The organism is Shouchella oshimensis, assembly GCF_004375095.1.
Classification (GTDB): Bacteria; Bacillota; Bacilli; order Bacillales; family Bacillaceae_D; genus Shouchella; species Shouchella oshimensis.
Map to the genome: position 1 here is coordinate 351,187 of NZ_SNUX01000003.1, position 20,387 is coordinate 371,573.

At 39.2% G+C, this 20,387-nt stretch carries 22 protein-coding genes; 16 read left to right on the forward strand and 6 right to left on the reverse strand.

The features are described from left to right. Positions 1-28: 28 nt before the first annotated feature. From E2L03_RS12530 to E2L03_RS12540, 3 genes are all read left to right on the forward strand, one after another. Complete coding sequence (locus tag E2L03_RS12530) at positions 29-1,168, forward strand: DUF445 domain-containing protein (RefSeq protein WP_134259308.1); 1,140 nt, start codon at positions 29-31, stop codon at positions 1,166-1,168. A 66-nt stretch (positions 1,169-1,234) separates the two neighbouring features. Further along, positions 1,235-1,591 (forward strand): YlbF/YmcA family competence regulator, encoded by a 357-nt coding sequence (locus tag E2L03_RS12535; RefSeq protein WP_134259309.1) that lies wholly within the window; start codon positions 1,235-1,237, stop codon positions 1,589-1,591. 138 nt (positions 1,592-1,729) lie between these two features. Then, on the forward strand, positions 1,730-2,584 hold the full coding sequence (locus tag E2L03_RS12540) for an HAD-IIB family hydrolase (protein WP_134259310.1): 855 nt from the start codon (positions 1,730-1,732) through the stop codon (positions 2,582-2,584). A gap of 37 nt (positions 2,585-2,621) precedes the next feature. On the opposite strand, the gene E2L03_RS12545 is transcribed toward E2L03_RS12540, so the two are convergent. Continuing rightward, positions 2,622-2,801: a YhzD family protein gene (locus E2L03_RS12545; RefSeq protein ID WP_038478572.1), complete on the reverse strand. Its 180-nt coding sequence runs from the start codon at positions 2,799-2,801 to the stop codon at positions 2,622-2,624. Between the two features lie 103 nt (positions 2,802-2,904). Here E2L03_RS12545 and E2L03_RS12550 point away from each other — a divergent pair, with 103 nt between their 5' ends. The 6 genes from E2L03_RS12550 (at position 2,905) to E2L03_RS12575 (ending at position 7,696) form a co-directional block, all read left to right on the forward strand. Further along, positions 2,905-3,225 carry a hypothetical protein gene (locus tag E2L03_RS12550; protein ID WP_038478574.1) on the forward strand — a complete coding sequence of 107 codons (321 nt, stop codon included), beginning with the start codon at positions 2,905-2,907 and terminating at the stop codon, positions 3,223-3,225. Between the two features lie 151 nt (positions 3,226-3,376). Further along, a complete protein-coding gene (locus tag E2L03_RS12555) occupies positions 3,377-4,057 on the forward strand; it encodes a response regulator transcription factor (RefSeq protein WP_124741757.1) in 681 nt (226 codons plus the stop codon). Continuing rightward, positions 4,054-5,469, forward strand: coding sequence for a sensor histidine kinase (locus E2L03_RS12560; protein WP_055737339.1), 1,416 nt, complete (start codon positions 4,054-4,056; stop codon positions 5,467-5,469). Before E2L03_RS12555 ends, E2L03_RS12560 begins: the two co-directional genes overlap by 4 nt. A 132-nt stretch (positions 5,470-5,601) precedes the next feature. Then, positions 5,602-6,561, forward strand: coding sequence for a 3'-5' exoribonuclease YhaM (yhaM, locus tag E2L03_RS12565; protein ID WP_038478577.1), 960 nt, complete (start codon positions 5,602-5,604; stop codon positions 6,559-6,561). A gap of 80 nt (positions 6,562-6,641) precedes the next feature. Next, positions 6,642-6,920 carry a sporulation YhaL family protein gene (locus tag E2L03_RS12570; RefSeq protein WP_078440192.1) on the forward strand — a complete coding sequence of 93 codons (279 nt, stop codon included), beginning with the start codon at positions 6,642-6,644 and terminating at the stop codon, positions 6,918-6,920. Between the two features lie 371 nt (positions 6,921-7,291). After that, positions 7,292-7,696, forward strand: a complete 405-nt coding sequence (locus tag E2L03_RS12575) for an NUDIX hydrolase (protein WP_095149933.1) — start codon at positions 7,292-7,294, stop codon at positions 7,694-7,696. 73 nt (positions 7,697-7,769) lie between these two features. Here E2L03_RS12575 and E2L03_RS12580 read toward each other — a convergent pair whose 3' ends face one another. Continuing rightward, on the reverse strand, positions 7,770-8,819 hold the full coding sequence (locus E2L03_RS12580; RefSeq protein ID WP_124741758.1) for a peptidylprolyl isomerase: 1,050 nt from the start codon (positions 8,817-8,819) through the stop codon (positions 7,770-7,772). A gap of 331 nt (positions 8,820-9,150) precedes the next feature. Here E2L03_RS12580 and E2L03_RS12585 point away from each other — a divergent pair, with 331 nt between their 5' ends. Next, on the forward strand, positions 9,151-9,246 hold the full coding sequence (locus E2L03_RS12585) for a YjcZ family sporulation protein (RefSeq protein ID WP_078390824.1): 96 nt from the start codon (positions 9,151-9,153) through the stop codon (positions 9,244-9,246). A 145-nt stretch (positions 9,247-9,391) separates the two neighbouring features. Beyond that, on the forward strand, positions 9,392-9,976 hold the full coding sequence (locus tag E2L03_RS12590; RefSeq protein ID WP_124741759.1) for a DUF2140 family protein: 585 nt from the start codon (positions 9,392-9,394) through the stop codon (positions 9,974-9,976). Between the two features lie 491 nt (positions 9,977-10,467). Here the strand turns inward: E2L03_RS12590 and E2L03_RS12595 are convergent, their stop codons facing one another. The 3 genes from E2L03_RS12595 to E2L03_RS12605 form a co-directional block, all read right to left on the reverse strand. Then, entirely contained in the window at positions 10,468-11,001 is a 534-nt protein-coding gene (locus E2L03_RS12595) for an HTH-type transcriptional regulator Hpr (protein ID WP_038478594.1), read from the reverse strand. 48 nt (positions 11,002-11,049) lie between these two features. Further along, complete coding sequence (serC, locus tag E2L03_RS12600; protein ID WP_134259311.1) at positions 11,050-12,126, reverse strand: 3-phosphoserine/phosphohydroxythreonine transaminase; 1,077 nt, start codon at positions 12,124-12,126, stop codon at positions 11,050-11,052. A gap of 138 nt (positions 12,127-12,264) precedes the next feature. After that, entirely contained in the window at positions 12,265-12,696 is a 432-nt protein-coding gene (locus E2L03_RS12605) for an HIT family protein (protein ID WP_038478600.1), read from the reverse strand. 172 nt (positions 12,697-12,868) lie between these two features. Between E2L03_RS12605 and E2L03_RS12610 the strand changes: the two genes are divergently transcribed. From E2L03_RS12610 to E2L03_RS12620, 3 genes are read left to right on the forward strand one after another with little or no spacing between them, the layout of a single operon-like run. Continuing rightward, on the forward strand, positions 12,869-13,612 hold the full coding sequence (locus tag E2L03_RS12610; protein WP_055737345.1) for an ABC transporter ATP-binding protein: 744 nt from the start codon (positions 12,869-12,871) through the stop codon (positions 13,610-13,612). Then, positions 13,609-14,835 carry an ABC transporter permease gene (locus E2L03_RS12615; RefSeq protein ID WP_055737346.1) on the forward strand — a complete coding sequence of 409 codons (1,227 nt, stop codon included), beginning with the start codon at positions 13,609-13,611 and terminating at the stop codon, positions 14,833-14,835. Before E2L03_RS12610 ends, E2L03_RS12615 begins: the two co-directional genes overlap by 4 nt. A 27-nt stretch (positions 14,836-14,862) precedes the next feature. Continuing rightward, positions 14,863-15,597 carry an EcsC family protein gene (locus E2L03_RS12620; RefSeq protein ID WP_038478608.1) on the forward strand — a complete coding sequence of 245 codons (735 nt, stop codon included), beginning with the start codon at positions 14,863-14,865 and terminating at the stop codon, positions 15,595-15,597. Positions 15,598-15,825: 228 nt separating this feature from the next. Here E2L03_RS12620 and E2L03_RS12625 read toward each other — a convergent pair whose 3' ends face one another. Beyond that, positions 15,826-16,542 (reverse strand): cytochrome c biogenesis CcdA family protein, encoded by a 717-nt coding sequence (locus E2L03_RS12625; RefSeq protein WP_038478611.1) that lies wholly within the window; start codon positions 16,540-16,542, stop codon positions 15,826-15,828. 343 nt (positions 16,543-16,885) lie between these two features. On the opposite strand from E2L03_RS12625, the gene E2L03_RS12630 reads away from it, so the two are divergent. Then, a complete protein-coding gene (locus E2L03_RS12630; RefSeq protein ID WP_243839527.1) occupies positions 16,886-18,979 on the forward strand; it encodes a transglycosylase domain-containing protein in 2,094 nt (697 codons plus the stop codon). Positions 18,980-19,346: 367 nt separating this feature from the next. Then, positions 19,347-20,387, forward strand: a complete 1,041-nt coding sequence (hemE, locus tag E2L03_RS12635; protein ID WP_206698977.1) for a uroporphyrinogen decarboxylase — start codon at positions 19,347-19,349, stop codon at positions 20,385-20,387.

The window sequence follows — 20,387 nt, forward strand, 5'->3', positions numbered from 1 at the left end:
TGCTGCTAAAAAGCAGTAAGCGTTTAATGTGCAATGGATTTTGTTAGTTTTTCTTCTCGCTGTAGTAGGTGCAATTGTCGGTGCTGCGACGAACGCACTAGCGATTAGAATGTTGTTTCGACCACATCGAGCGTACTATATAGGGAAGTGGCAACTGCCGTTAACACCGGGACTATTACCGAGAAGACAGCGAGAGCTTGCAACGCAGATGGGAAATTTAGTAGCTAATCATTTGTTAACAGCCGAAGGGTTAAGCAAGAAGTTATCGAGTGAGTTATTTTCAAAAGAACTTACGGATTGGGTAAGTGGACGAGTCAAACAGTGGTTAACAAGTGACAATACAATTGAGTCAATGCTTAAACCGATTCTATCTATTGACAATGGTAAAGAGCAGCTTGTTATTAAATCACAAACATGGTTAAAAGAACGGCTGATGCGATATGTGCACGAGCACAAAGATACAGCGGCTAAACAATTGGTTCCACAGGAAATTCAGACTTCCATCGTTAGCTATTTGCCAGGGCTTTCAGAAACGATGGTGTCAAAAGCGAGAGCATACGTAGAGAGTGCAGAAGGGCAAGAGAAAATGGCTGCTATGGCAGCTAACTTTTTGTCTTCTAAAGGCAAGTTTGGTGGAATGGTTTCTATGTTTCTTTCCAGTGAAAAAGTTGTGGAGATGGTCTATCCCGAAATTGTTAAATTTTTAGATGATGAAAAAACAACAGAAATGCTTCACGGTTTACTTGCTCGTGAATGGGAGCAATTACTTGATAAACCAGTATCCTCTTTTGAAGCAGAGAAGTACATTGACATTGTCATTGATAAAGCAACGGTCGGCTTAGAAAAGACTATCCCGCTATTAAATTGGTACGATGCACCGCTTCAAACATGGACAACCCCCTATATTGATCATATTGTCGATAAATGGGCTCCGCAACTTGTCCGTGTAACAACAGGCTATATTGAGGTGCATTTAACATCTATTATGAAGAGCCTGCGCTTAAATGAAGTGATCGAACAGCAAGTAGCATCGTTTTCTATGGCGAATTTAGAAGAGCTTATTATGAAGATTACAAAAAAGGAACTGCGGCTCATTACCCTATTAGGAGGCGTAATTGGAGGAACCGTTGGTCTTATTCAAGCTTTAATTGTTCATTTTTTTTATTAGGAATGGTCGTATGACGTGAATTCTGTCGACTGACATGTTATAGTCGGTGGGTAGGGAGTGATAAACATGAGTATAACATATGATAAGGCACATGAATTAAAAGACGCACTTGAACAAAGTGAGGAGTTCAAGACGCTTCATGAGCTACATGCACAAATCGAAGCAGATGAAATTGCAAAAAAAATGCTTGAAAACTTTCGTAAGCTTCAGTTAGACCTTCAACAAAAGCAAATGCAAGGGATCCAAATTTCTGAAGAAGAAGCGCAACAAGCGCAGCAGCAATTTGAACTTGTTCAGCAGCATGAGTTGATTTCAAAGCTAATGGAAGCAGAACAACAACTTAGTGTGATTATTACAGAATTAAACAAGATCATTACTGAGCCATTGGAGAAAATCTACGGCGATCCTTCTCAAGAACAGTAATAAACAAAAGCTTGCCACTTGTTAAAAGTGGCAAGCTTTTTTTAATGGATCCGTGTTCTACTTCATCTAAAAATGCATAAAACTTAAACAAGGATAGGTCCAGCTTTACAACATGAACTTCATGAAGGAGGAACACGTTTGAAAACCTATAATTTGTTAGTCATGAACATTGATAAACTGTTTTTAGAAGGGGATGCGAAGGCAACGAAAAAGACAAAAATGGCGATGGCATACTTAGAAAAAAAGCAGGTTTCTGTTGTCCTGGTAACGAATCACTCCTTTTCGTATGCAAAAAAAATTGCCCGAAATTTAAAATGCGACGCAACCATTATTGCTCACGGAGGGTCCTTTATATCTGATACAGATCAAAATGAATGGTATAATCGACCGTTGAGTCTTGAAACGACACTAGACTTATGTCACGTGATGGAACGATTTGATTGTGAGGTAAAGCTCCAATATGGAGATTATTGCGCGTCTATTCGTCCACAACATAAACAAACGCTTTTAGCAAGAATGTCATTCAATGCTCCTGGCGAGCAAATTTTATACCCGTTAACCTATGTGGACTCCTTGTATGAACATGTTTTGAAAGAAGGAAAAGGACCGTTAAACGTGAGCTTAAAATGTGATGAACAAAAAGACTTAGACTATATTTGTGAGATTGTTAAAAAAGAGATTCCTGAATTAAACCTTGTGAAAACGAATAGAGGCGAATGCTTTTTGGTTGGAGCTGGTGCTGAAAAGGAGCGAGCGCTACAATGGCTTGTGAAGCGAAATCAGCTCTCTTTGGATCAGGTTATTGTTGTAGGAGTTGGTGAGGAAGACATAGAGATGATTTCAATGGCAGGTCTAGGTGTAGCGATGGGCGACGCAACAGACTCGGTAAAAGAAAAAGCGAATTGGGTGACACGCACGATGAATCAAGGTGGGCTAGCATACATGGTACATGAAGTGTTCCGTAAGCAGTTAAATATGCAATTAAAAGAATAAACCTAAAGCCCTAGCGTCTCATTCGCTAGGGCTTCTATTAACGTGAAAACAAGATCATCTTGCCGTTGTGAGTCAAACGATGGGTTAAGGTTTGTGCGTTTGCTTCTTGTAGCTTTGCTTTTGCTTCTTGAATTGCGGATTCTTCAGATTCTGCTTCAATACGCTCATTTAAAACTACAGTACTGTCTTTGTTGTAGGCCGTTAAAAAATACGTCATAGCAACCTCCTGATAGCGTTTTCATTAAGTGTATCATGAATAAAGTGTGTATTCACCTATTTTCAGCTTAATGAATAGAGTAAAGAAAAAGGGGGAATACAACATGAGGAACGAAGAAATGATGTCGCTATGTCAACGCTATACAAACTATCCTGTTAAAGTTTCTTTAGCGAATGGTGAGGAGTTTGAATCGGTTATCGAATATGTGGATCAAGAAAATGTCTATGTACTTTATCCAGTTGATCAGAATGAATATCCAATGCAAATCACTCAACTTGAAGGCTTTCATTCTGCCAACGAGCCTCATCGCTATGGGTACGGCTATGGCTATCCACCTCCGTATGCCTATGGAGGATTTCGTCCATACGGGTGGAGAAGATGGGTACTGCCTTTAACAGCGCTAGCAGCGATTTCTTTACTATAGGGCAACTCACACGAGTTGTCCTTTTATTACATAATCGCGGAGTAATAGTCAAATAAATACGTGAGATTACGTAATTTACATACTTAAATGGCGTTTACCGTTAAAATTATGTAAAATGAATTACAAGTGAAACATAGAGAGGATGCTGAAAATGGAGAAGTATGATATTTACTTAGTTGAAGATGAAGAGAACTTATCAGAAGTTTTAAAAGCATATATGCAAAAAGAAGGTTGGAACGTTACGGTTTTTGATAATGGCGATGCTGCAGTTGATGCAGTGTCGGACAAGCCTCACTTGTGGGTGTTAGATATTATGCTTCCTGGCACAGATGGGTATCAAGTGTTAAAAGCAATAAAAAATGAAGAAGATACGCCAGTTATCTTTATTTCTGCAAGAGATCAAGACTTAGATCGTGTGTTAGGTCTTGAGATGGGGAGTGATGATTATTTGTCAAAACCATTCTTGCCACAAGAGCTCATTATTCGTGTAAAGAAAATTTTAAATCGGGTCTATGGGTCAAGTACATCAGATGTACAAAAAGTCGAACTAAACGCATATACCATTGATCCTATCGGACGTACGATCATTGATACCGAAGAGAATAACGAAGCGGTTGATTTAACAACAAAAGAAATGGATCTAATGTTATTGTTATCAGCTGAAATTGGTAAAGCCTTCTCAAGAGAAAAAATTATCGAGCATGTTTGGGGCGATAATTACTTTGGATCAGAGAGAGCTGTTGACGATGTTGTCCGTCGAGTTCGTAAGAAAATGCCGCGTATTCATTTAGAAACGCTTTATGGATACGGATACCGGATCTTATCCTCATGATAAAAATTAACTTAACGAGACGAATATGGCTTGCATTCGTTTCGTTAATTGTGCTTGTTGCACTCTCCATCATTATTGTTTACCCCATTTCAATCCGTGGGGCGCTGACAGAAGAAACCTACCAAATTATTGATAATAGTGTAAGGGACCAATTAATGCAGGAAGATGCAAACTGGGAGACGTTCCTGAGCCAGCAGCCAGGGTTTTACCAATCTAGGCAGGAGCAACGAGCGACGGTTTCGTTTTTAATTGAAATTACCGGATCGACGTATGCCATCTATAATACACCAATTGATGTTGTGCCTGACCCACCGGTTCATGAAGAGATGCGCCAAAATGCAGTTGAGCAAAATACCCAAACAGGTCGATATGAAACGACGTTTGGTGGACAAACTCTTTTCTATACGGTGAACGATTTAGTTAGTCCAATTGAAGGGTCTGATTTATATCTTATCACCTATATGTGGGACACGTATCGTGATGAAATGGTTCAGAACCTTTGGGAGCGACTGCTTTATTTATTATTGCTCACAAGTGCACTAAGCTTACTTCCTGCTATTTGGTTAAAGCATTATTTGCGACAACCGTTAGCCATTTTAGAAAATCATCTTGAACAAATTGCCAATCGAAACTGGCAAGAGCCGTTAAAGTGGCAAGGGGACGAAGATTTTGAGCGTCTTTCGTATCAATTTGAACGAATGCGGCAAAATTTAAATAGCTATGATCGTGCGCAAAAAACGTTTATTCAGCATGCTTCACATGAATTGAAAACACCGATTATGGTCATTAAAAGCTATGCCCAATCAGTAAAAGATGGCATTCTACCAAAGGAAGATCTTGGAAAGACAATGGATGTCATTACAGAAGAAGCGAACCGGATGGAGCGTCGTGTCATTGACATGCTTTATTATACAAAGCTTGACCAAATGCAAAAAGATCAACTTAAAGTAGAAGAATTTCCGTTTGGAAAACTGGCGTATCAGATTGAAGAGCGATTCCGTTATCAAAGAGATGATGTAACCATTGATGTACAAGGTGCAGATAAAATACTAAAGGCGGATATTGAACAATGTGAAGTGCTCCTAGAAAATCTAGTCGAGAATGGATTGCGCTATGCTAAACGTCAATTAACGATTCGTGCGGAAGAAGATGAGCGCTATTCTTACGTAATTGTTGAAAATGAGGGAGACCCTATTGATGCAGATCTAAGCAAATTGTTTAGTCCTTTTTACAAAGGAAATAAAGGGAAATTCGGTTTGGGTTTAGCTATTGTTAAACAAATTGCCGAATTGCATCACGGATTTGCGAAGGTAGACAATATGGAGGAAGGCGTTCGATTTACGATTGGATTGCCAAAACCTTATCAAGCACAAGATGTGAAACAGAAGAAAAAAGAAAAGAAACGTTCGTAAAGGGTTGATCTTGTCATCGTCACTGTGTGGCAGGATCAAGCTTTTTTTTATTCTTTAAGTAGAAGCGTTCCTACGAAGAGAGTGGTGTATGCTATACTAATGGAAGATTATAATGTAAAAGAGGTGACCGTTATGGAAAAAGGAATAAAACACCATCAAGTAGGGGAAGCGGTTAATCGGTACTTGTTAATAAAAACGGCAACGAAACAAATAGCGAGTAATTCTAAGCCGTTCTTAACCTTAATTTTAGGGGATCATACAGGTGAAATTGAAGCGAAATTATGGGGTGTCTCGCCAGAAGATGAAGGCACATTTGTAAATAGAACAATTGTACATATACAAGGAGATGTCATTGATTATAGAGGACGGACTCAATTGAAAATTGCTAGCATTCGTCCTACTAGTCCAATGGACGGTGTTGAGATTAACGATTTTGTGCGATCAGCTCCATTGTCAGCTGAAGACATGCTTGATGAAGTTAACCAATTTATTTTTGATATCCAAAACCCAAATATCCAGCGTATAACTCGTTATATTGTGAAGAAGCATCAAACCGCGTTTGTAGAATCCCCAGCAGCGACAAAAAATCATCATGAATTTATGGGTGGTTTAGCTTTTCACGTTGTTTCTATGCTCCGTCTTGCCAAAAATATCGCCGCACAGTATGAAAATTTAGATACAGATCTACTTTATGCAGGCGTCATTCTCCATGATATTGGTAAAGTGAAAGAACTCTCTGGTGCCATTGATACAACCTACACCCTTGAAGGAAAGCTGCTTGGACATATTTCCATTGGTGCAATGGAAATTCACGAAGCGGCACAAGAATTGAAAATTGAGGGTGAAGAGCTATTGATACTTCAGCATCTTATGCTCAGTCATCATGGAAAAGGGGAATGGGGAAGCCCTAAACCACCATATATTCGTGAGGCAGAGGTGTTACATATGATTGATAACGTTGATGCAAAAATTAATATGATGGATCGTGCGCTAGAGCGAGTAGAACCAGGAGAATTTTCTGAACGAATTATGGCATTAGAAAATCGAAGCTTTTATAAACCGAGCTTTCATAAAAAACCACTCGATTTATAAAAGAAGTTCTACTTAGGCTTGTTCAACCATATCATTAGATAGGAACGCTTACTAGAAAGTAGAAAGGGTGAATAATTCTAATGAAATCAAAAGAGACAAGCCAATTTCTTGCACTTGGAGCTGTAGTTGTATTAGTTGTAGCCTTTCTGTTAACACAAACATCTGTTGGTCAATTCGTTCTTGCCAGTCCTTGGTGGACGTATTTACTAATCCTCGGTATTCTCTTTAGTGGCTATCAGTGGATTCGAGCACTGAAAGAAGAAAAAGAAATCGATGAGGATTTTATTGAGCAAGAAGGAAATGTCTATATGGAACGTATTCAAGAAGCGAAGAAATTGAAAGAACAGCAAGAGCTTTAACTCTTATATTTTGATTATAAAAGAATGGCCTTCAGGATAGAACGATCTCATCCTGAAGGCATTTTGTTTGTACTGAAAACGTAAGAAAGAAGAGAGCAACCACTGCTTTAACGATCAGCCATCGTTTAAAGAAAAAAAGGAAGGGGATACTGTACCTCGATTACTGTTTGCGTAATGGTTTGCCAGATTGATGTTGAATGCCAAGCCAAAAACAAAGGGACAACTGGCAGTTATTGTAGCGCAATAATCTATTCATGAAGGGTAGGTGAAGGGGGCTAGCCAAGGGGATGATATCACGAATCCAATAAAGCGTTTCAGAAGGATAGGACTTACTATACTGTTTTTTGCAACCATTTTTAAAGGAGTGTTGTATGAGAAGTAGAGGGTCGGCTGTACTTATTAAAAATCAAAGTGTCGCGTTAGTTAAAAGAGTTTATAGCAACCATACCTACTATGTCTTTCCTGGTGGAGGAGTAGAAAAGGGTGAAACGTTAGAGGAAGCAACCATTCGAGAAGCACTAGAGGAACTCAATGTCGACATTCGTATAGAACGATTGCTCATAACTATTTTTTATCATGGTACACAGTATTTTTTTCTTGCTTCTATTCTCGAAGGTGATATTGCTATAGGGAAGGGGAACGAGTATAGAGATAAAGAGAGAAAACGAGGCACGTACGAACCAATGTGGATACCTTTAAATCAATTACCCTCAATAGATGTAAGACCTAAAGAGGTAGGGCATTATATTAAACAAATCTGGAGGTCTTTTATTTAGTTATGCGTTACACTAAAAAAGTCTGCTAATCGTATCCGACTGGGATACGTTCAACAGACTCCACTTGTTTTATTTATTCGTTCTCTTCATCAGTTGTGTCTTCATCGGTTGTGTCTTCATCGGTTGTGTCTTCATCAGTTGTATCTTCATCAGAATCTGTTGCATCATCTTCAGCTGGCTGTTCTTCCTCTGTCTCAGGTTGGTTTGTGCTCGCTTGGACTTGATCAATAACACCTTGGAAGAACTCGTCTTCTACAGTTACGTCATATTGCTCAAGCAAGTCCACAACTACCGCAAAGAAGTCACGGCCGTTTTCTTCAATATAAGCGCGTTTAACAGCCATTTGAGCTGAGTCAGGCATTGTGTCATATTCTAGTGCCTCGTCTGTCTTTTCAATTACATGGAATCCGAATGCAGATTCAACAGGTTCACTCGTTACCTCTCCAACTTCTAAATCAAAGGCAGCTTCTGCAAAAGCTTCGTCCATCTCAGCGCGTGTAAAGAATCCGAGATCGCCGCCGTTAGTTGCTGTGCCATCTGTGCCGTATTCTTCAGCAAGATCAGCGAAATCACTGCCATCATTTAATTGTTCGATAATGTCATTTGCAACGTCTTCTTCCTCAACGAGAATATGACGAGCTTCCACTTGCTCATATTGCTCACGATTGTCTTCAAAATAAGCAGCAATGTCTTCATCCGTGTAGTCTAAGTCTTGGGCTTGAAGCTCAATTAAAGTTAGTTCTGGAATGATTAAATTATCAATCATATCGTCACGGTCTTCTAATCCAAGTCTTTCAACTACGATGTCAACGAGCTCTTCTTCTGAGTTAACACCAAATTCATCTTGAAGTGTTGCAACCATTGCGTTAATTTGCTCTTCAGAAAAATCCATATCTTCACCAGCAAGCGCCAATAGCTGTTCAGTTAAATCTGTAAAAAAGGCGTTTTGCAAAGCGCCTGCTGCTTGTTGATTGTTTTTTAAATCTTCAAATAGCGCTTCTTGTGTAATGGTTTCTCCACCCTCGATTGTAGCAATGGTAGATCCGTTTCCTTCATCATTATTACATGCTGCTAAAGTTGTAAGCGCAACAGCACCGAACCCAGCGAGTAAGTACTTTTTCATTTGTAACACTCCTTGAAGAGATCTATTATCATCAGCATAACTCGTACACAAGGTCAACCAGATAAATTACCCAGTTTTTTCTTGCACAAAACCTACTATATCATAAATAAAAACCTACAACAATTGCTGTATTATTGGGAAATTAGGTCATTCGCCTAGTACCCATATTTACTTTTTGCATAGGATAAGGTAACAAAGCACAAAGAAAGCTCTAAAACCTTCGGGTGGCAAGGGTTAAGCGTGTTTTGAAGAGCTTTTCATGCTTCACATCAACATGCTTAATGTGCTTTCTATCAAAAAAAATGTGAAATTTTCAAAGGAGGAAATGTACATGAGTTACGCAGGCGGAGGATACAACAGTGGGTTTGCATTAATCGTAGTTTTATTCATTTTATTAGTGATTATCGGGGCTTCTTGGATTTGCTAGTAACGTCTAGCGCTCATGGATAGATTCATGAGCGCTTTCTCTAGTTAGAACAAAAATTATCAAAAAATAGGTGGAACTATTGTTGAAAGAGTGTAGAAAAGGGTATAAAGGCAGTAGAAAACATTTATACATAGGAGTGGCGAGAATGAATAGGAGACAACAAACCAACCGTTTTTATAAAACAGGCTTTTTTATTGTTCTTACAATTTTAATGATCATTCTTTCTATATTGCTAATTGGAGCAATACGGCTCTTCGGGAACGTTGATTCTGATCTAAGGGAGCGTCCAACTACAAATAGTGAGAACGAAGAATTATTGAGCTTTCAAATGACGCTAGATCAGTCAAATCTTTTATTGGACAATTTATTAGAAGAAGATATACCATTCTACTTCTACTTGGCTGAGGATGGTGTTTATTTAGAAGGTGAAGTAGATGCTGTTCTGTCTTCAATTGATGTAGCCATGCGTTTCGAGCCGACCGTACAAGAAGATGGCAGCTTATTACTAGAAGCAGACAATTTGTCAGCAGGATTTTTATCGATCTCACCAGAAACAGCGCTTCGCATGTTTAATCAAATAGCTGAATTGCCAGAATGGATTTATCTCTATCCAAGTGAAGAACATGTAGTAATTGATTTACGAATGATTGAAGAGTTAGAGCCTTTTGGCTTACGCTTTAATGACGTCAATTTAAGTGAAGATGTCTTAGACATATCTCTTATACAATAATGTTTTTAAAGAGGCTGGGACAAAAGTAGATAGACAGACCAAAACGACGAACATTCCTGAAAATAGGAACGTTCGTCGTTTCTTTTATATGAAAATGAGCGGAAGGGGAATCCGAAGACTCCTGGGGGATCAGCACGTGTCTGAAGACTCTGGAGTGGCGGTTTTCCACGGAGGAGGCTGAGGCCGTGTCCCCGGAAAGCGAAGGATTCTCCTGTAGCGGTGCTACTCAGCATAGTTTAGACTATTCGTCTTTTCAAATACTATTTTTAGTTATGTCCCAGCCTCTTTCGTTTGTTTATAACAGACCTTATTTTCCAAATTGGCGTGTAAATGTTGTCAAACATTTTATTTTTGAAATACCACTCTTTACCACCATGAAAAAGGCGAGTGATTATGTGAACGGAATAGGTGGATAGAACGGTAAAATAAAAAAAAGGCACAAACGAATGTGCGCCCTTTTTACATGCCCTTACCTTTAGTAAGTAACGATATTATAAATAACTTCTTTGCTTTGATGATGGCTTAGAAGAGATAAAGGAATCATCATTAAACTGTCGAATAAAATCATCATCATATAAGTGGCGTACAATCGACACTAATTCTGAGAATTCCGGGAACCTTCCGTAAATCTCTTTAATTGGCAATGAGCCTTGGTAGACATTGAAGGTTTGTTCGTTAAAGACACGTAACGTCTCGTGTAACAGGATCTTTCCTTCTTCTGTTAGGCAAACGTACGTATTTCTCTTATCTTCTTGTTTTTTCGAGAATGTTAATAACCCTCGCTTTTCTAGCTTTTTGGAAAAGTTAAAGGCAGTTGACACATGCATGGCACCGTATGAGGCAATGTCAGAAATGGAAGCGCCATTGAACTGATCAGCAATCCACAAAATATGATGCTCATTCAAGTTTAAGTTAAACGGCTTAATCCAGTTTTGCCAATCTTTCTCGACGGATTTCCACATCGCTTTACTTAATACAGCTAGCTTGTAACTATATAACATTGAGTGCTTTGCCATTGGCTCCATAACCATTCCTCCATCTATATTCTATTTGTATAGGATGACTTTTGTATGTTACGTATGTTTTCTTTTAAAGGAATCCATGAAAGCAGCAAGTACCTCGCAAGATTCTAGTGGAACTGCGTTGTAAATACTTGCCCGGATACCACCAACTAAACGATGTCCAGGTAATCCGATAAGTCCAGCTTCTTCAGCTTCTTGTAAAAACAGTTTCTCCAAATCGTCATGTTGTAAATTAAAGGTCACGTTCATTGTAGAGCGAGCTTCTTTTTCGGCGTGACCTCGATAAAAGCCTTCACTGCGATCAATGGCATCGTAGAGTAGAGAAGCTTTCTTTCCATTTCGAGCTTCAATTGATGAAACACCACCTTCGCTTTCAATCCATTCCAATACTAAGTTCAACATGTAGATCGAAAAGACAGGTGGTGTGTTATACATAGACTGACTTTTAGAAAAGGTTTGATAGGAAAGCATTGGTGCTACGTCGGAATGAGCGTTTTTAAGAAATGAATCTTTAACTGCAACGATGGTCACACCAGCAGGACCAAGATTCTTTTGAGCACCCGCGTAAATAAGATCAAATGCATTATAATCAATGTCTCTTGATAAAATATCACTGGACATGTCACAAACTAACGGTAGTTTTGAATAAGGGAATTTTTTCCATTGAGTTCCATAAATTGTGTTGTTTGATGTTATATGTAAATAGGAATTTCGGTCATCATAAGAAAGGTTATCCGGCGATGGGATGGTTGAATACCCATTTTCTTTCGCATGTGTTTGTACGTCAATAGTCCCAAATCGTTTCGCTTCATTGGCAGCTTTTTCTGACCAAACACCTGTCAACACATAACTGGATTGATTATTTAGAAAATTCATTGGAACCATCGAAAATTGAAGGTTTGCTCCACCTTGAAAAAAAAGAATATGAGTATCTTCATCTAATTTCATTAACGATTTTAGTCGAGAAATTGCTTGAAAGTGAACGTTTTCATAGGTTTTAGATCGGTGACTCATCTCCATGATAGAGACTTGCGATTCTTCATAATTAAGTAAACTTGATTGTGCTTTTTCGAGTGCTTGGCGAGGTAAAGCAGCAGGACCAGCGCTAAAGTTATGAACATTTTTCATTTTTTTGACTCCCTTTATCCCTTTAACGTGTGTTTTTAGAAATGATATCATAATTTTGACTTTTTGGGCGATAAAATCGCAAATTATTTTTATTTGAGAATAATAATGCAAAAAAAGTCACTGCAAAGTGACTTTTTCTTAAATAGAACTGTTTAGTGTGGCTTTGAAACGTTCTGTATAAGGTTCTAACCCGTTTAAATGATCGGGGCTAGCTTCTTTATTCCAAATATTGCTGTAAATCCCTTCTTCTCCATATCGAGGCACAAGGTGAAGGTGGTAGTGAAACACAGTTTGACCTGCAATTCGTCCGTTATTGTTAACGATATTCAACCCTTTACACGAATAACTCTCTTTTAAAGCTGTAGCGAGTTTCGGAACAACTGAAAATAGGTGTGAAGCTGTTTCCGGGGGAAGGTCGAAAATTGCTTCATGATGCTGTTTCGGAATGACTAGTGTGTGCCCTTTTGTTATTTGTTGGATGTTATAAAATGCTAAAACATGCTCATCCTCGTACAATTTTGTGGCTGGTAGCTGTCCATCTCTTATAGCACAGAAAATGCAGTCTGACATAGAGAATCCTCCTTTGAATCAATCTTAGCTAAAATTGTACGCATATTTATGAAAAGAAGCAATCAAGATGGTGAAAGGATTTTAAAAGCATGATGGTGAATAGAGTGAAAGAGGTCTGAAAGTGCTTTTCTACTTTTTTTTTGCTAAACTACAAGGGGGAGTGATGACATAAATGGCTAATATGTTAGAGATTAATGAATTATCAGGTGGATATACACCAAAAAAGCCTGTTTTACATAACGTTTCATTTGGTGTTCAGAAGCAAGAAATCGTCGGTTTAATTGGGTTAAATGGTGCTGGGAAGAGTACTACCATTAAGCATGTATTAGGGTTAATGGACCCACAATCTGGTGAAGTGAAAATTAACGGATTGCGTTTTGCTGATAATGCAGATCAGTATCGAAGATCATTCGCCTATATTCCAGAAACACCACTTTTGTATGATGAATTGACATTATGGGAGCATTTAGAGTTAACAAGTGTTGCCTATGGAATTGATAAATCAGACTTTGAACAGCGTGCAGAAACACTCTTAAAAGAATTTAATATGACAAAGATGAAAAAGTGGTACCCTAATCATTTTTCAAAAGGAATGCGTCAAAAAGTAATGATTATGAGTGCTTTTCTGGCGGAACCAGAGCTATACGTAGTAGACGAACCCATTGTTGGACTAGACCCAGTAGGAATACAGTCTTTTTTAAACTGGATTTCGGAAATGAAGAAAAAAGGTGCAGGCATATTAATGTCCACCCATATTTTGGCAACAGCCGAGCGTTACTGTGATCGCTTTGTTATTTTACATCAGGGAAAAGTGGTGCTAACAGGGACCCTTGATGAGATGAGGCTAGCCATCGGGAAAAGCGATGCGACTCTAGACGATATTTATATAGAAATGACGAAGGACGTTCAGGAATGAGACAGGCACAAGAGCTTTGGGAATCTAGACGTCATCAATACTGGTCTGAGGCGAGAGGATATCTGAAATTAATCTTAAACAGTGGTTTTGTTATTTCGGTTTATTTCTTGTTTATCTTTCTTACCGTATATTATCAGCAATTCGTAGAGCAAATGCCTGTGGACTTCCCGCTAGTACCGTTATTAACTGTTCTGTTTACGTGGCGCTTAACTGCGGGTTCTATTCGGACTTTTGTTAAACCAGCTGATGTTGTTTTCTTATTACCTTACGAAACAAAAATGTCGGTTTATTTCAATCAAGCATTAAGATACTCAAGTATGTGGCAAGCCAGCTACATCGTCTTATTATTTATGGCGGTTGGTCCAATGTTCACAGAGCGTATTGGTACGGGGGCTACGTTTTGGCTAGCGCTACTGTTTCTTTTGTTAATAAAAATATGGAATCTCTTATGTGTTTGGCAGGAGCAACGTCTCGTGGCAAAAGGAGAGCGATATTCAAATATGGCTCTTCGCATGCTGATTAATGCTGTGGCTGCCTATTTACTATTTGCACAAGCACCTGTGTGGTTAATCGTAGCAATTGTTGTGCTTATGGCGATCCTGTACAAAGGGTATTGGCAACCGCTTGAAAAAAAGCATAGCTTAAAATGGGAACGATTAATTGAAGTGGAAAATCAGATGGTTATGTTCTTTTACCGAATTGCAAATGCTTTTACGGATGTACCACAGCTGCGTAATAAAGTGCGTGAGCGTACTTACTTACAATGGGCTGTTCAATTGTTAGGTGGAAAAAAAGATGCGGTGTACCACTACTTATATGCGCGGACTTTTGTTCGAGCGAATGACTATCTAGGTACGTATCTTCGACTAACTATTGTGGGGGGACTCTTCATTTATGTGCTCCCATTAGGCTGGATGAAATTAGCAATGGCATTGTTGTTTACTCATATTACAATGATGCAGTTATCAACTCTCTCATTCCACCACTCTGCTAGTATTTGGATTGACCTATATCCAATAAAGCCTGAAGAAAAGAAGCAAGCATTAACGTATATAACTGCCCGGTTGCTCTTCTTGCTTGCCATTGTATACGGAGTCGTTGCAGTAGTGACGAGTGATCTTTTATATGGCGTGCTTGTTTTAGTTGCCAGTGCGTTACTCGGTTTATATGGAAGTCAAACACTCGTTCATCGAAAAAAAGGAAAGTATCGCAGAGTCCGCTAATAAGATGTAGCGAAGGGGGCTCTCGTAATGAATGTGAAGGGTATAGAGGAAGAGCTTGCAATTTGGAAACGGCAGCAACAAAGACCAGAGTCACATTTGAAGAAAAAGGTTGGATATTTGCAAGAAACGATTCAAGATAAGATGCCTAAACTCTATCATACTGTTGCTACACAATGTGTGAAGAGAACAGCGGAAACAATTATGTACGGCATTGACAAGTCTAATCAATTGATTGTGAAAGAAATACGTTCTTTTTCCCTTGAAGAAGCTGATCAAAAAGCGGTGGATCTGTTTCGACGGTATCGTCGTATGGCGTTAGCGGAGGGGATTGGAACGGGAGCAGGGGGATTTGTTGCAGGAGCAATGGATTTCCCTCTTTTTTTATCCCTAAAGTTAAAGGCTTTGTTTGAGGTTGCTCATCTTTATGGGTTTTCAACCGAAACACTGCAAGATCGTTTTTTTATTTTGCTATTGTTTCAGTTTAGCTATGGGAATCGAACACATCGATTAGATGTATTAAAAGAGGTTGAGGCCTATATTGAGCATGGGACAATTAATGAAACAAATTGGGAACAATTGCAACTTCAATATCGAGATACTATTGATATTCCGAAGACCTTGCAACTCCTTCCAGTTGTGGGCGCGGTATTTGGAGGAACAGCAAACTACTATTTATTCACAAAACTTGAAGAGAACACCATTCAGCTCTGTCGAATGCGTTGGCTTGCAGAATTTAAACGGGTAACGCTGGAAAATGAGTAGAAGAATGAGTGCAAAGGGTCGTTCCGCAGATGGTTTCGATCCTTTTTTCGTTTAAATAACCTGTTTGCATTCCGGTCGTAATAGTCTGTTTAGAGAGGATGAAGTTGTTTAATGGTCAATGAGATCCAGATTAGATGTAAAAAGTAGTTGCTTAGTGGATACGGTTACGTAACGCCAACAGGAGCAGCACAGCGAAGCCGCGCTACTCATACTGAAAGGGGAACTTGGTTATTTCATCCAGCTAGGCGTATATTGGGCCATCATTGCTGCAAGTGTTGAAAAATAGCCAGTGAATAGAAGAACGCCTAATATAATCATCATAACGCCACTTATTTTTTGAATAATTGGCAAGTAACGATTTAAACGTCTCATTTTGTGCAATGAACGCGCCCAGAGCATGGCAATAAGTAAAAACGGAATACCGAGTCCAACAGAATAAATAAAGAGTAAAAAGACTCCGTTCCATATAGTAGTAGATGTACTTGCTAAAGTGAGAATACTTGCTAATACAAGCCCAATACAAGGAGTCCAACCTGCTGCAAATAGAAAGCCGAACAATAGCGATTTTGAAAAACTTGCCGCAGTATTAGAGGACGGCTCTAATCTCTTGTCTGAAAACAGAGCACGAATAGAAATCAGTCCAGTCATTTGTAGACCGAATAAAATAATAACAATTCCGCCAAGACGCTCTAGTAATGCTTGATTGCTAACAAAAAGCTGCCCAAGCATCGTGCTAGCTAAACCGAACAGCATAAAGACAAGTGTGAAACCAGCGATAAAACCAAAACTTCTGGACAAGATTATTCTTCTAGGTGCAGCAATCGCTCCATTTGTGACAGTAGTGCCTGTTAGTTGAGATAAATAAGCAGGCATTAAAGGAAAGATGCACGGTGAAAAGAAAGAAACTAAGCCTGCGAAAAACGCAATGCTAAAGGTTACTTCCATTTAGCTCAGCCCCTTAAAACAAAAAATAGTTCATGTTGTACTAGTCTATGACCTTTCCAAGTGTAACATGTTTAAACAAATGAAAGCGAATACGTTTCGTGTGCAATTTTGAACATTACGTGATAAATGTCAAAGAACCCCTAAATACCTTGTAAATTAAGCGAAAATCCCACCGAATCCTGTCTTTTTTTTATATGATAAGTACGATAGACTGGATGGTAGTTTGTTTTCATTGTGTTATAAGACCTATAGGGGGGTCATTGATCTGCTAAAAAAATGGAGTTTGGTTGCGAGTGCGGTCGTTGGTATGATAGCACTGTCTTTCATTATATTCGTAATCTTCATGTTAGCTGGTTCATATCAGCTAGATGAAGAGAAATTAATGATGAATCGGTCCAGCGTGCTCGTTGATACAGAAGGCAATGTAATTACGAATTTATATATGGAAAATCGAGAGTTTGTTAGCATTACAGAAATCCCTGAGTACGTACAACAGGGATTTGTTGCAATGGAAGATTCACGCTTTTATGAGCACCAAGGCATCGATTTTAGAGCGATTGGTCGGGCGCTTTATCGAGATATTTTAGCAGGAGCAAAAGTTGAAGGGGGTAGTACGATTACTCAGCAACTTGCAAAAAACTTGTTTTTATCCAATGAAAAAGCATGGCTCCGTAAGACGAATGAAGTACTAATAGCAATGAATTTGGAGAGACGGTACAGTAAAGAAGAAATTTTAGAGATGTACTTAAATCAAATCTATTTTGGTCACGGTGCTTACGGGATTGAAGCGGCCTCCCAATTATACTTTAATAAACCTGCAAAAGAATTAACCGTTTATGAAGGTGCTTCCTTAGTGGCTGTAGTTAATGCGCCTAGTACGTTCTCGCCATTAAATGAAGCTGATCGAAATAAAGAACGCCGTGACCTAGTGCTAACAGTTATGGCGCAACAGGGGTACTTATCAAGCGAAGAAGCTTCCTCTTATCAGGATGCCCCGGTAGAAACGGATCATCAAGAATATGTGTTAGATGAAGCTTTGTTTACGTACATTGATATGGTGATGGATGAAGCTAGCGAACGCTACAACATGAGTAATAATGAATTACTTACAGGTGGGTATCGAATTGTCAGTCCAATTAATTTGGCATTTCAGCATGAAACATATCAAGCATTACATGATGAACGTTTTTACCCTGAAGGAAGTAAAGATGCTCAAGGAACCATGATGTTCATGGATGTGAACACCGGCGGAGTGCTAGCGGCACAAGGTGGAAAAGATTATGTTCGAAGAGGGTTAAATCGACTGAATGTTAACCGATCCCCGGCATCAACATTTAAACCCCTTGCTGTATACGCACCGGCTTTAGAAAGCGGCATGTATCACCCTTATTCAACGTTAAAGGATGAATTGCTCCTTTATGAGGATGAAACAGAAGATGGTTATACGCCTCGAAATGCCTCAGGAGTATATAGTGGGGAAATGACTTTATATGATTCTCTCGTTCAATCGGCTAACGCACCAGCCGTTTGGTTATTAAACGAGATGGGGCTCAGTGATTCGGTTCGTCAATTAAAGAAATTTGGTTTACAGGTGCCAGATCGACAATTATCACTGGCGTTAGGTGGTCTGTATGAAGGCGTAACTCCATACGAAATGACCAAATCTTATCGCTCTTTTGCTCATGAAGGTCAGTTGATTGAACCTCACTTTATAAAAGATATTTATGATTCTAACGGCAAGCGAGTTGGAGGAGCTAATTTAGTTGAAACAGAGGTTATGTCTGAGCAAACGGCCTGGTCGATGACGCGAATGCTGGAGCAAGTAATGAAAGAAGGTACTGGCGCCACTGATGTGCAAACAACGTCGCCTATCGCTGGAAAAACCGGAACTCAGGGCTATCCTAATGTAGATGGAGCTGTTCGAGATGCTTGGTTCGTCGGTTACACGCCTGAAGTCGTTGGAAGTGTGTGGATGGGATATGATACAACAACCGATGAACAATATTTTACAGGTGGGAGTCAACACCCGACACGTTTATTCCAAGCGATGGTTAATAAACTGCCTGCATCAAATCAAGGGACAGCGTTTGTAAAGCCAGAAGGAGTAAAAGATCTAGAGCCACCTATTGCGATGGAAGAGATAACTAATTTTGAAGCGAGTTATTCTCTTGGAGGAAATGGCTTTCTAAGTGTCCAATTAGAGTGGGAGGCATTTGAAGATGATCGAATGGAATTTAATGTTTATGAAGTTCACGACGATGAACGAAAAAGAGTAGCTACGAACTTAACAGAACCTCGTTACTCAGAAGGACGTTACAATCCATTTTCTATTCCAAGTTATCAAATCGTTGCGTATGATCCTGTAACAGAAGTGGAAGGTTCTGAGAGTGAGATTGTAAAACCGAGTTTTGAGTTTTCCTTTTCTCTTAATCCTTAATTGTTTTGAAACGTAGTGCGTTGACGCTACGTTTTTTTAGGTTCTTTTTTTAAAATAGAGACGTAAAAGTGGATAAAATAGAGGTATCGCGTAGGTTCAAAAGAAGGAAAATCACTTTTGAATATTTCTTAACTTGGAGATACTAAGACGTGTGGTTAAACTAGAACGCGCTTACATCAAAATTTTTGACAAAATCCATCAAAATCATGACAATTTATCATAGTGTGTGTACAACGGTTCAGTAGGTTATTATAGTTAAAGAGATAAAAAGAACGATAAATAAGCAGAAACGTCGATTTTCTGTTTTGTTTGAAGTAAGATAGACTTTGTGAGATTTGTTCGTTTGGAGAGGTGGATAATAGTGAGTATGGCGTTTAACGACACATTTTTGAAAGCATGTAGGGGAGAGGCTCATGACCATGTACCTGTGTGGTACATGAGACAAGCAGGACGTTCTCAACCTGAATATCGTAAAATTAAGGAAACACGTAGCTTGTTTGACATTACACACGATCCTGAACTTTGTGCATATGTAACGAAGCTACCGGTTGATCAATATAACAATGACGCTGCTATTTTATATAAAGATATAATGACACCGCTCCCTTTTATTGGTGTTGATGTAGAAATTAAGTCAGGAATTGGTCCGGTCATTTATAACCCTATTACGTCAGAAAAAGATGTTGAGCAATTAGGCGAGCTGGAACCTGAAAAAGATGTTGCTCATGTATTGGAAACGATTAAGATTCTACGTGGTCAGCTCCATGTACCACTCATTAGTTTTGCTGGAGCTCCATTCACATTGGCGAGTTACATGATTGAAGGCGGTCCGTCAAAAAATTATCATAAAACAAAAGCGTTCATGCACTCTAACCCTAAAGCATGGCACATGTTAATGGATAAGCTTGGGACGATGACGATTGCGTATGTTCGTGCACAAGTCACGGCTGGCTCCCAAGCTATACAGTTGTTTGATTCGTGGGTCGGAGCATTGAGTGTGAGTGATTATAAACGGTTTATTCAACCAGTAATGGATCGAATCTTGACAGAAGTTCGTTCGGAAGGGATTCCACTCATTTTACATGGAGTGGGCACGCCTCATTTAATGAAGACGTGGAAAGATATGCCGGCTGATGTTATTGGGCTTGACTGGAGAACAACAGTTGATGAAGCGAGGGCGATAGGTATTCAAAAAACGGTTCAAGGGAATTTAGATCCGTCCATTTTACTTGCACCGTGGGATGTTATTGAGCAAGAGACAAAGGCCATTTTAGACCAGGGACTAAAGAGTAATCACTTTATTTTTAACTTGGGCCAAGGTGTTTTCCCAGAAGTATCACCAGATACGTTAAGACGGTTAACGACCTTTATTCATGAATACTCAGCTGAAGTGAAGCGAAAGGGGTAA

Bases quoted from the DNA above. Each gene is read 5' to 3' on its own strand.
- E2L03_RS12545 (WP_038478572.1), bottom strand. From the start codon at position 2,801: ATGACGTATTTTTTAACGGCCTACAACAAAGACAGTACTGTAGTTTTA.
- E2L03_RS12610 (WP_055737345.1), top strand. From the start codon at position 12,869: ATGGCTAATATGTTAGAGATTAATGAATTATCAGGTGGATATACACCA.
- E2L03_RS12615 (WP_055737346.1), top strand. From the start codon at position 13,609: ATGAGACAGGCACAAGAGCTTTGGGAATCTAGACGTCATCAATACTGG.
- E2L03_RS12585 (WP_078390824.1), top strand. From the start codon at position 9,151: ATGAGTTACGCAGGCGGAGGATACAACAGTGGGTTTGCATTAATCGTA.
- yhaM (WP_038478577.1), top strand. From the start codon at position 5,602: ATGGAAAAAGGAATAAAACACCATCAAGTAGGGGAAGCGGTTAATCGG.
- serC (WP_134259311.1), bottom strand. From the start codon at position 12,126: ATGAAAAATGTTCATAACTTTAGCGCTGGTCCTGCTGCTTTACCTCGC.
- E2L03_RS12550 (WP_038478574.1), top strand. From the start codon at position 2,905: ATGAGGAACGAAGAAATGATGTCGCTATGTCAACGCTATACAAACTAT.
- E2L03_RS12625 (WP_038478611.1), bottom strand. From the start codon at position 16,542: ATGGAAGTAACCTTTAGCATTGCGTTTTTCGCAGGCTTAGTTTCTTTC.
- E2L03_RS12620 (WP_038478608.1), top strand. From the start codon at position 14,863: ATGAATGTGAAGGGTATAGAGGAAGAGCTTGCAATTTGGAAACGGCAG.
- hemE (WP_206698977.1), top strand. From the start codon at position 19,347: ATGGCGTTTAACGACACATTTTTGAAAGCATGTAGGGGAGAGGCTCAT.
- E2L03_RS12590 (WP_124741759.1), top strand. From the start codon at position 9,392: ATGAATAGGAGACAACAAACCAACCGTTTTTATAAAACAGGCTTTTTT.
- E2L03_RS12580 (WP_124741758.1), bottom strand. From the start codon at position 8,819: ATGAAAAAGTACTTACTCGCTGGGTTCGGTGCTGTTGCGCTTACAACT.
- E2L03_RS12605 (WP_038478600.1), bottom strand. From the start codon at position 12,696: ATGTCAGACTGCATTTTCTGTGCTATAAGAGATGGACAGCTACCAGCC.
- E2L03_RS12575 (WP_095149933.1), top strand. From the start codon at position 7,292: ATGAGAAGTAGAGGGTCGGCTGTACTTATTAAAAATCAAAGTGTCGCG.
- E2L03_RS12560 (WP_055737339.1), top strand. From the start codon at position 4,054: ATGATAAAAATTAACTTAACGAGACGAATATGGCTTGCATTCGTTTCG.
- E2L03_RS12555 (WP_124741757.1), top strand. From the start codon at position 3,377: ATGGAGAAGTATGATATTTACTTAGTTGAAGATGAAGAGAACTTATCA.
- E2L03_RS12630 (WP_243839527.1), top strand. From the start codon at position 16,886: ATGTTAGCTGGTTCATATCAGCTAGATGAAGAGAAATTAATGATGAAT.
- E2L03_RS12570 (WP_078440192.1), top strand. From the start codon at position 6,642: ATGAAATCAAAAGAGACAAGCCAATTTCTTGCACTTGGAGCTGTAGTT.
- E2L03_RS12595 (WP_038478594.1), bottom strand. From the start codon at position 11,001: ATGGAGCCAATGGCAAAGCACTCAATGTTATATAGTTACAAGCTAGCT.
- E2L03_RS12535 (WP_134259309.1), top strand. From the start codon at position 1,235: ATGAGTATAACATATGATAAGGCACATGAATTAAAAGACGCACTTGAA.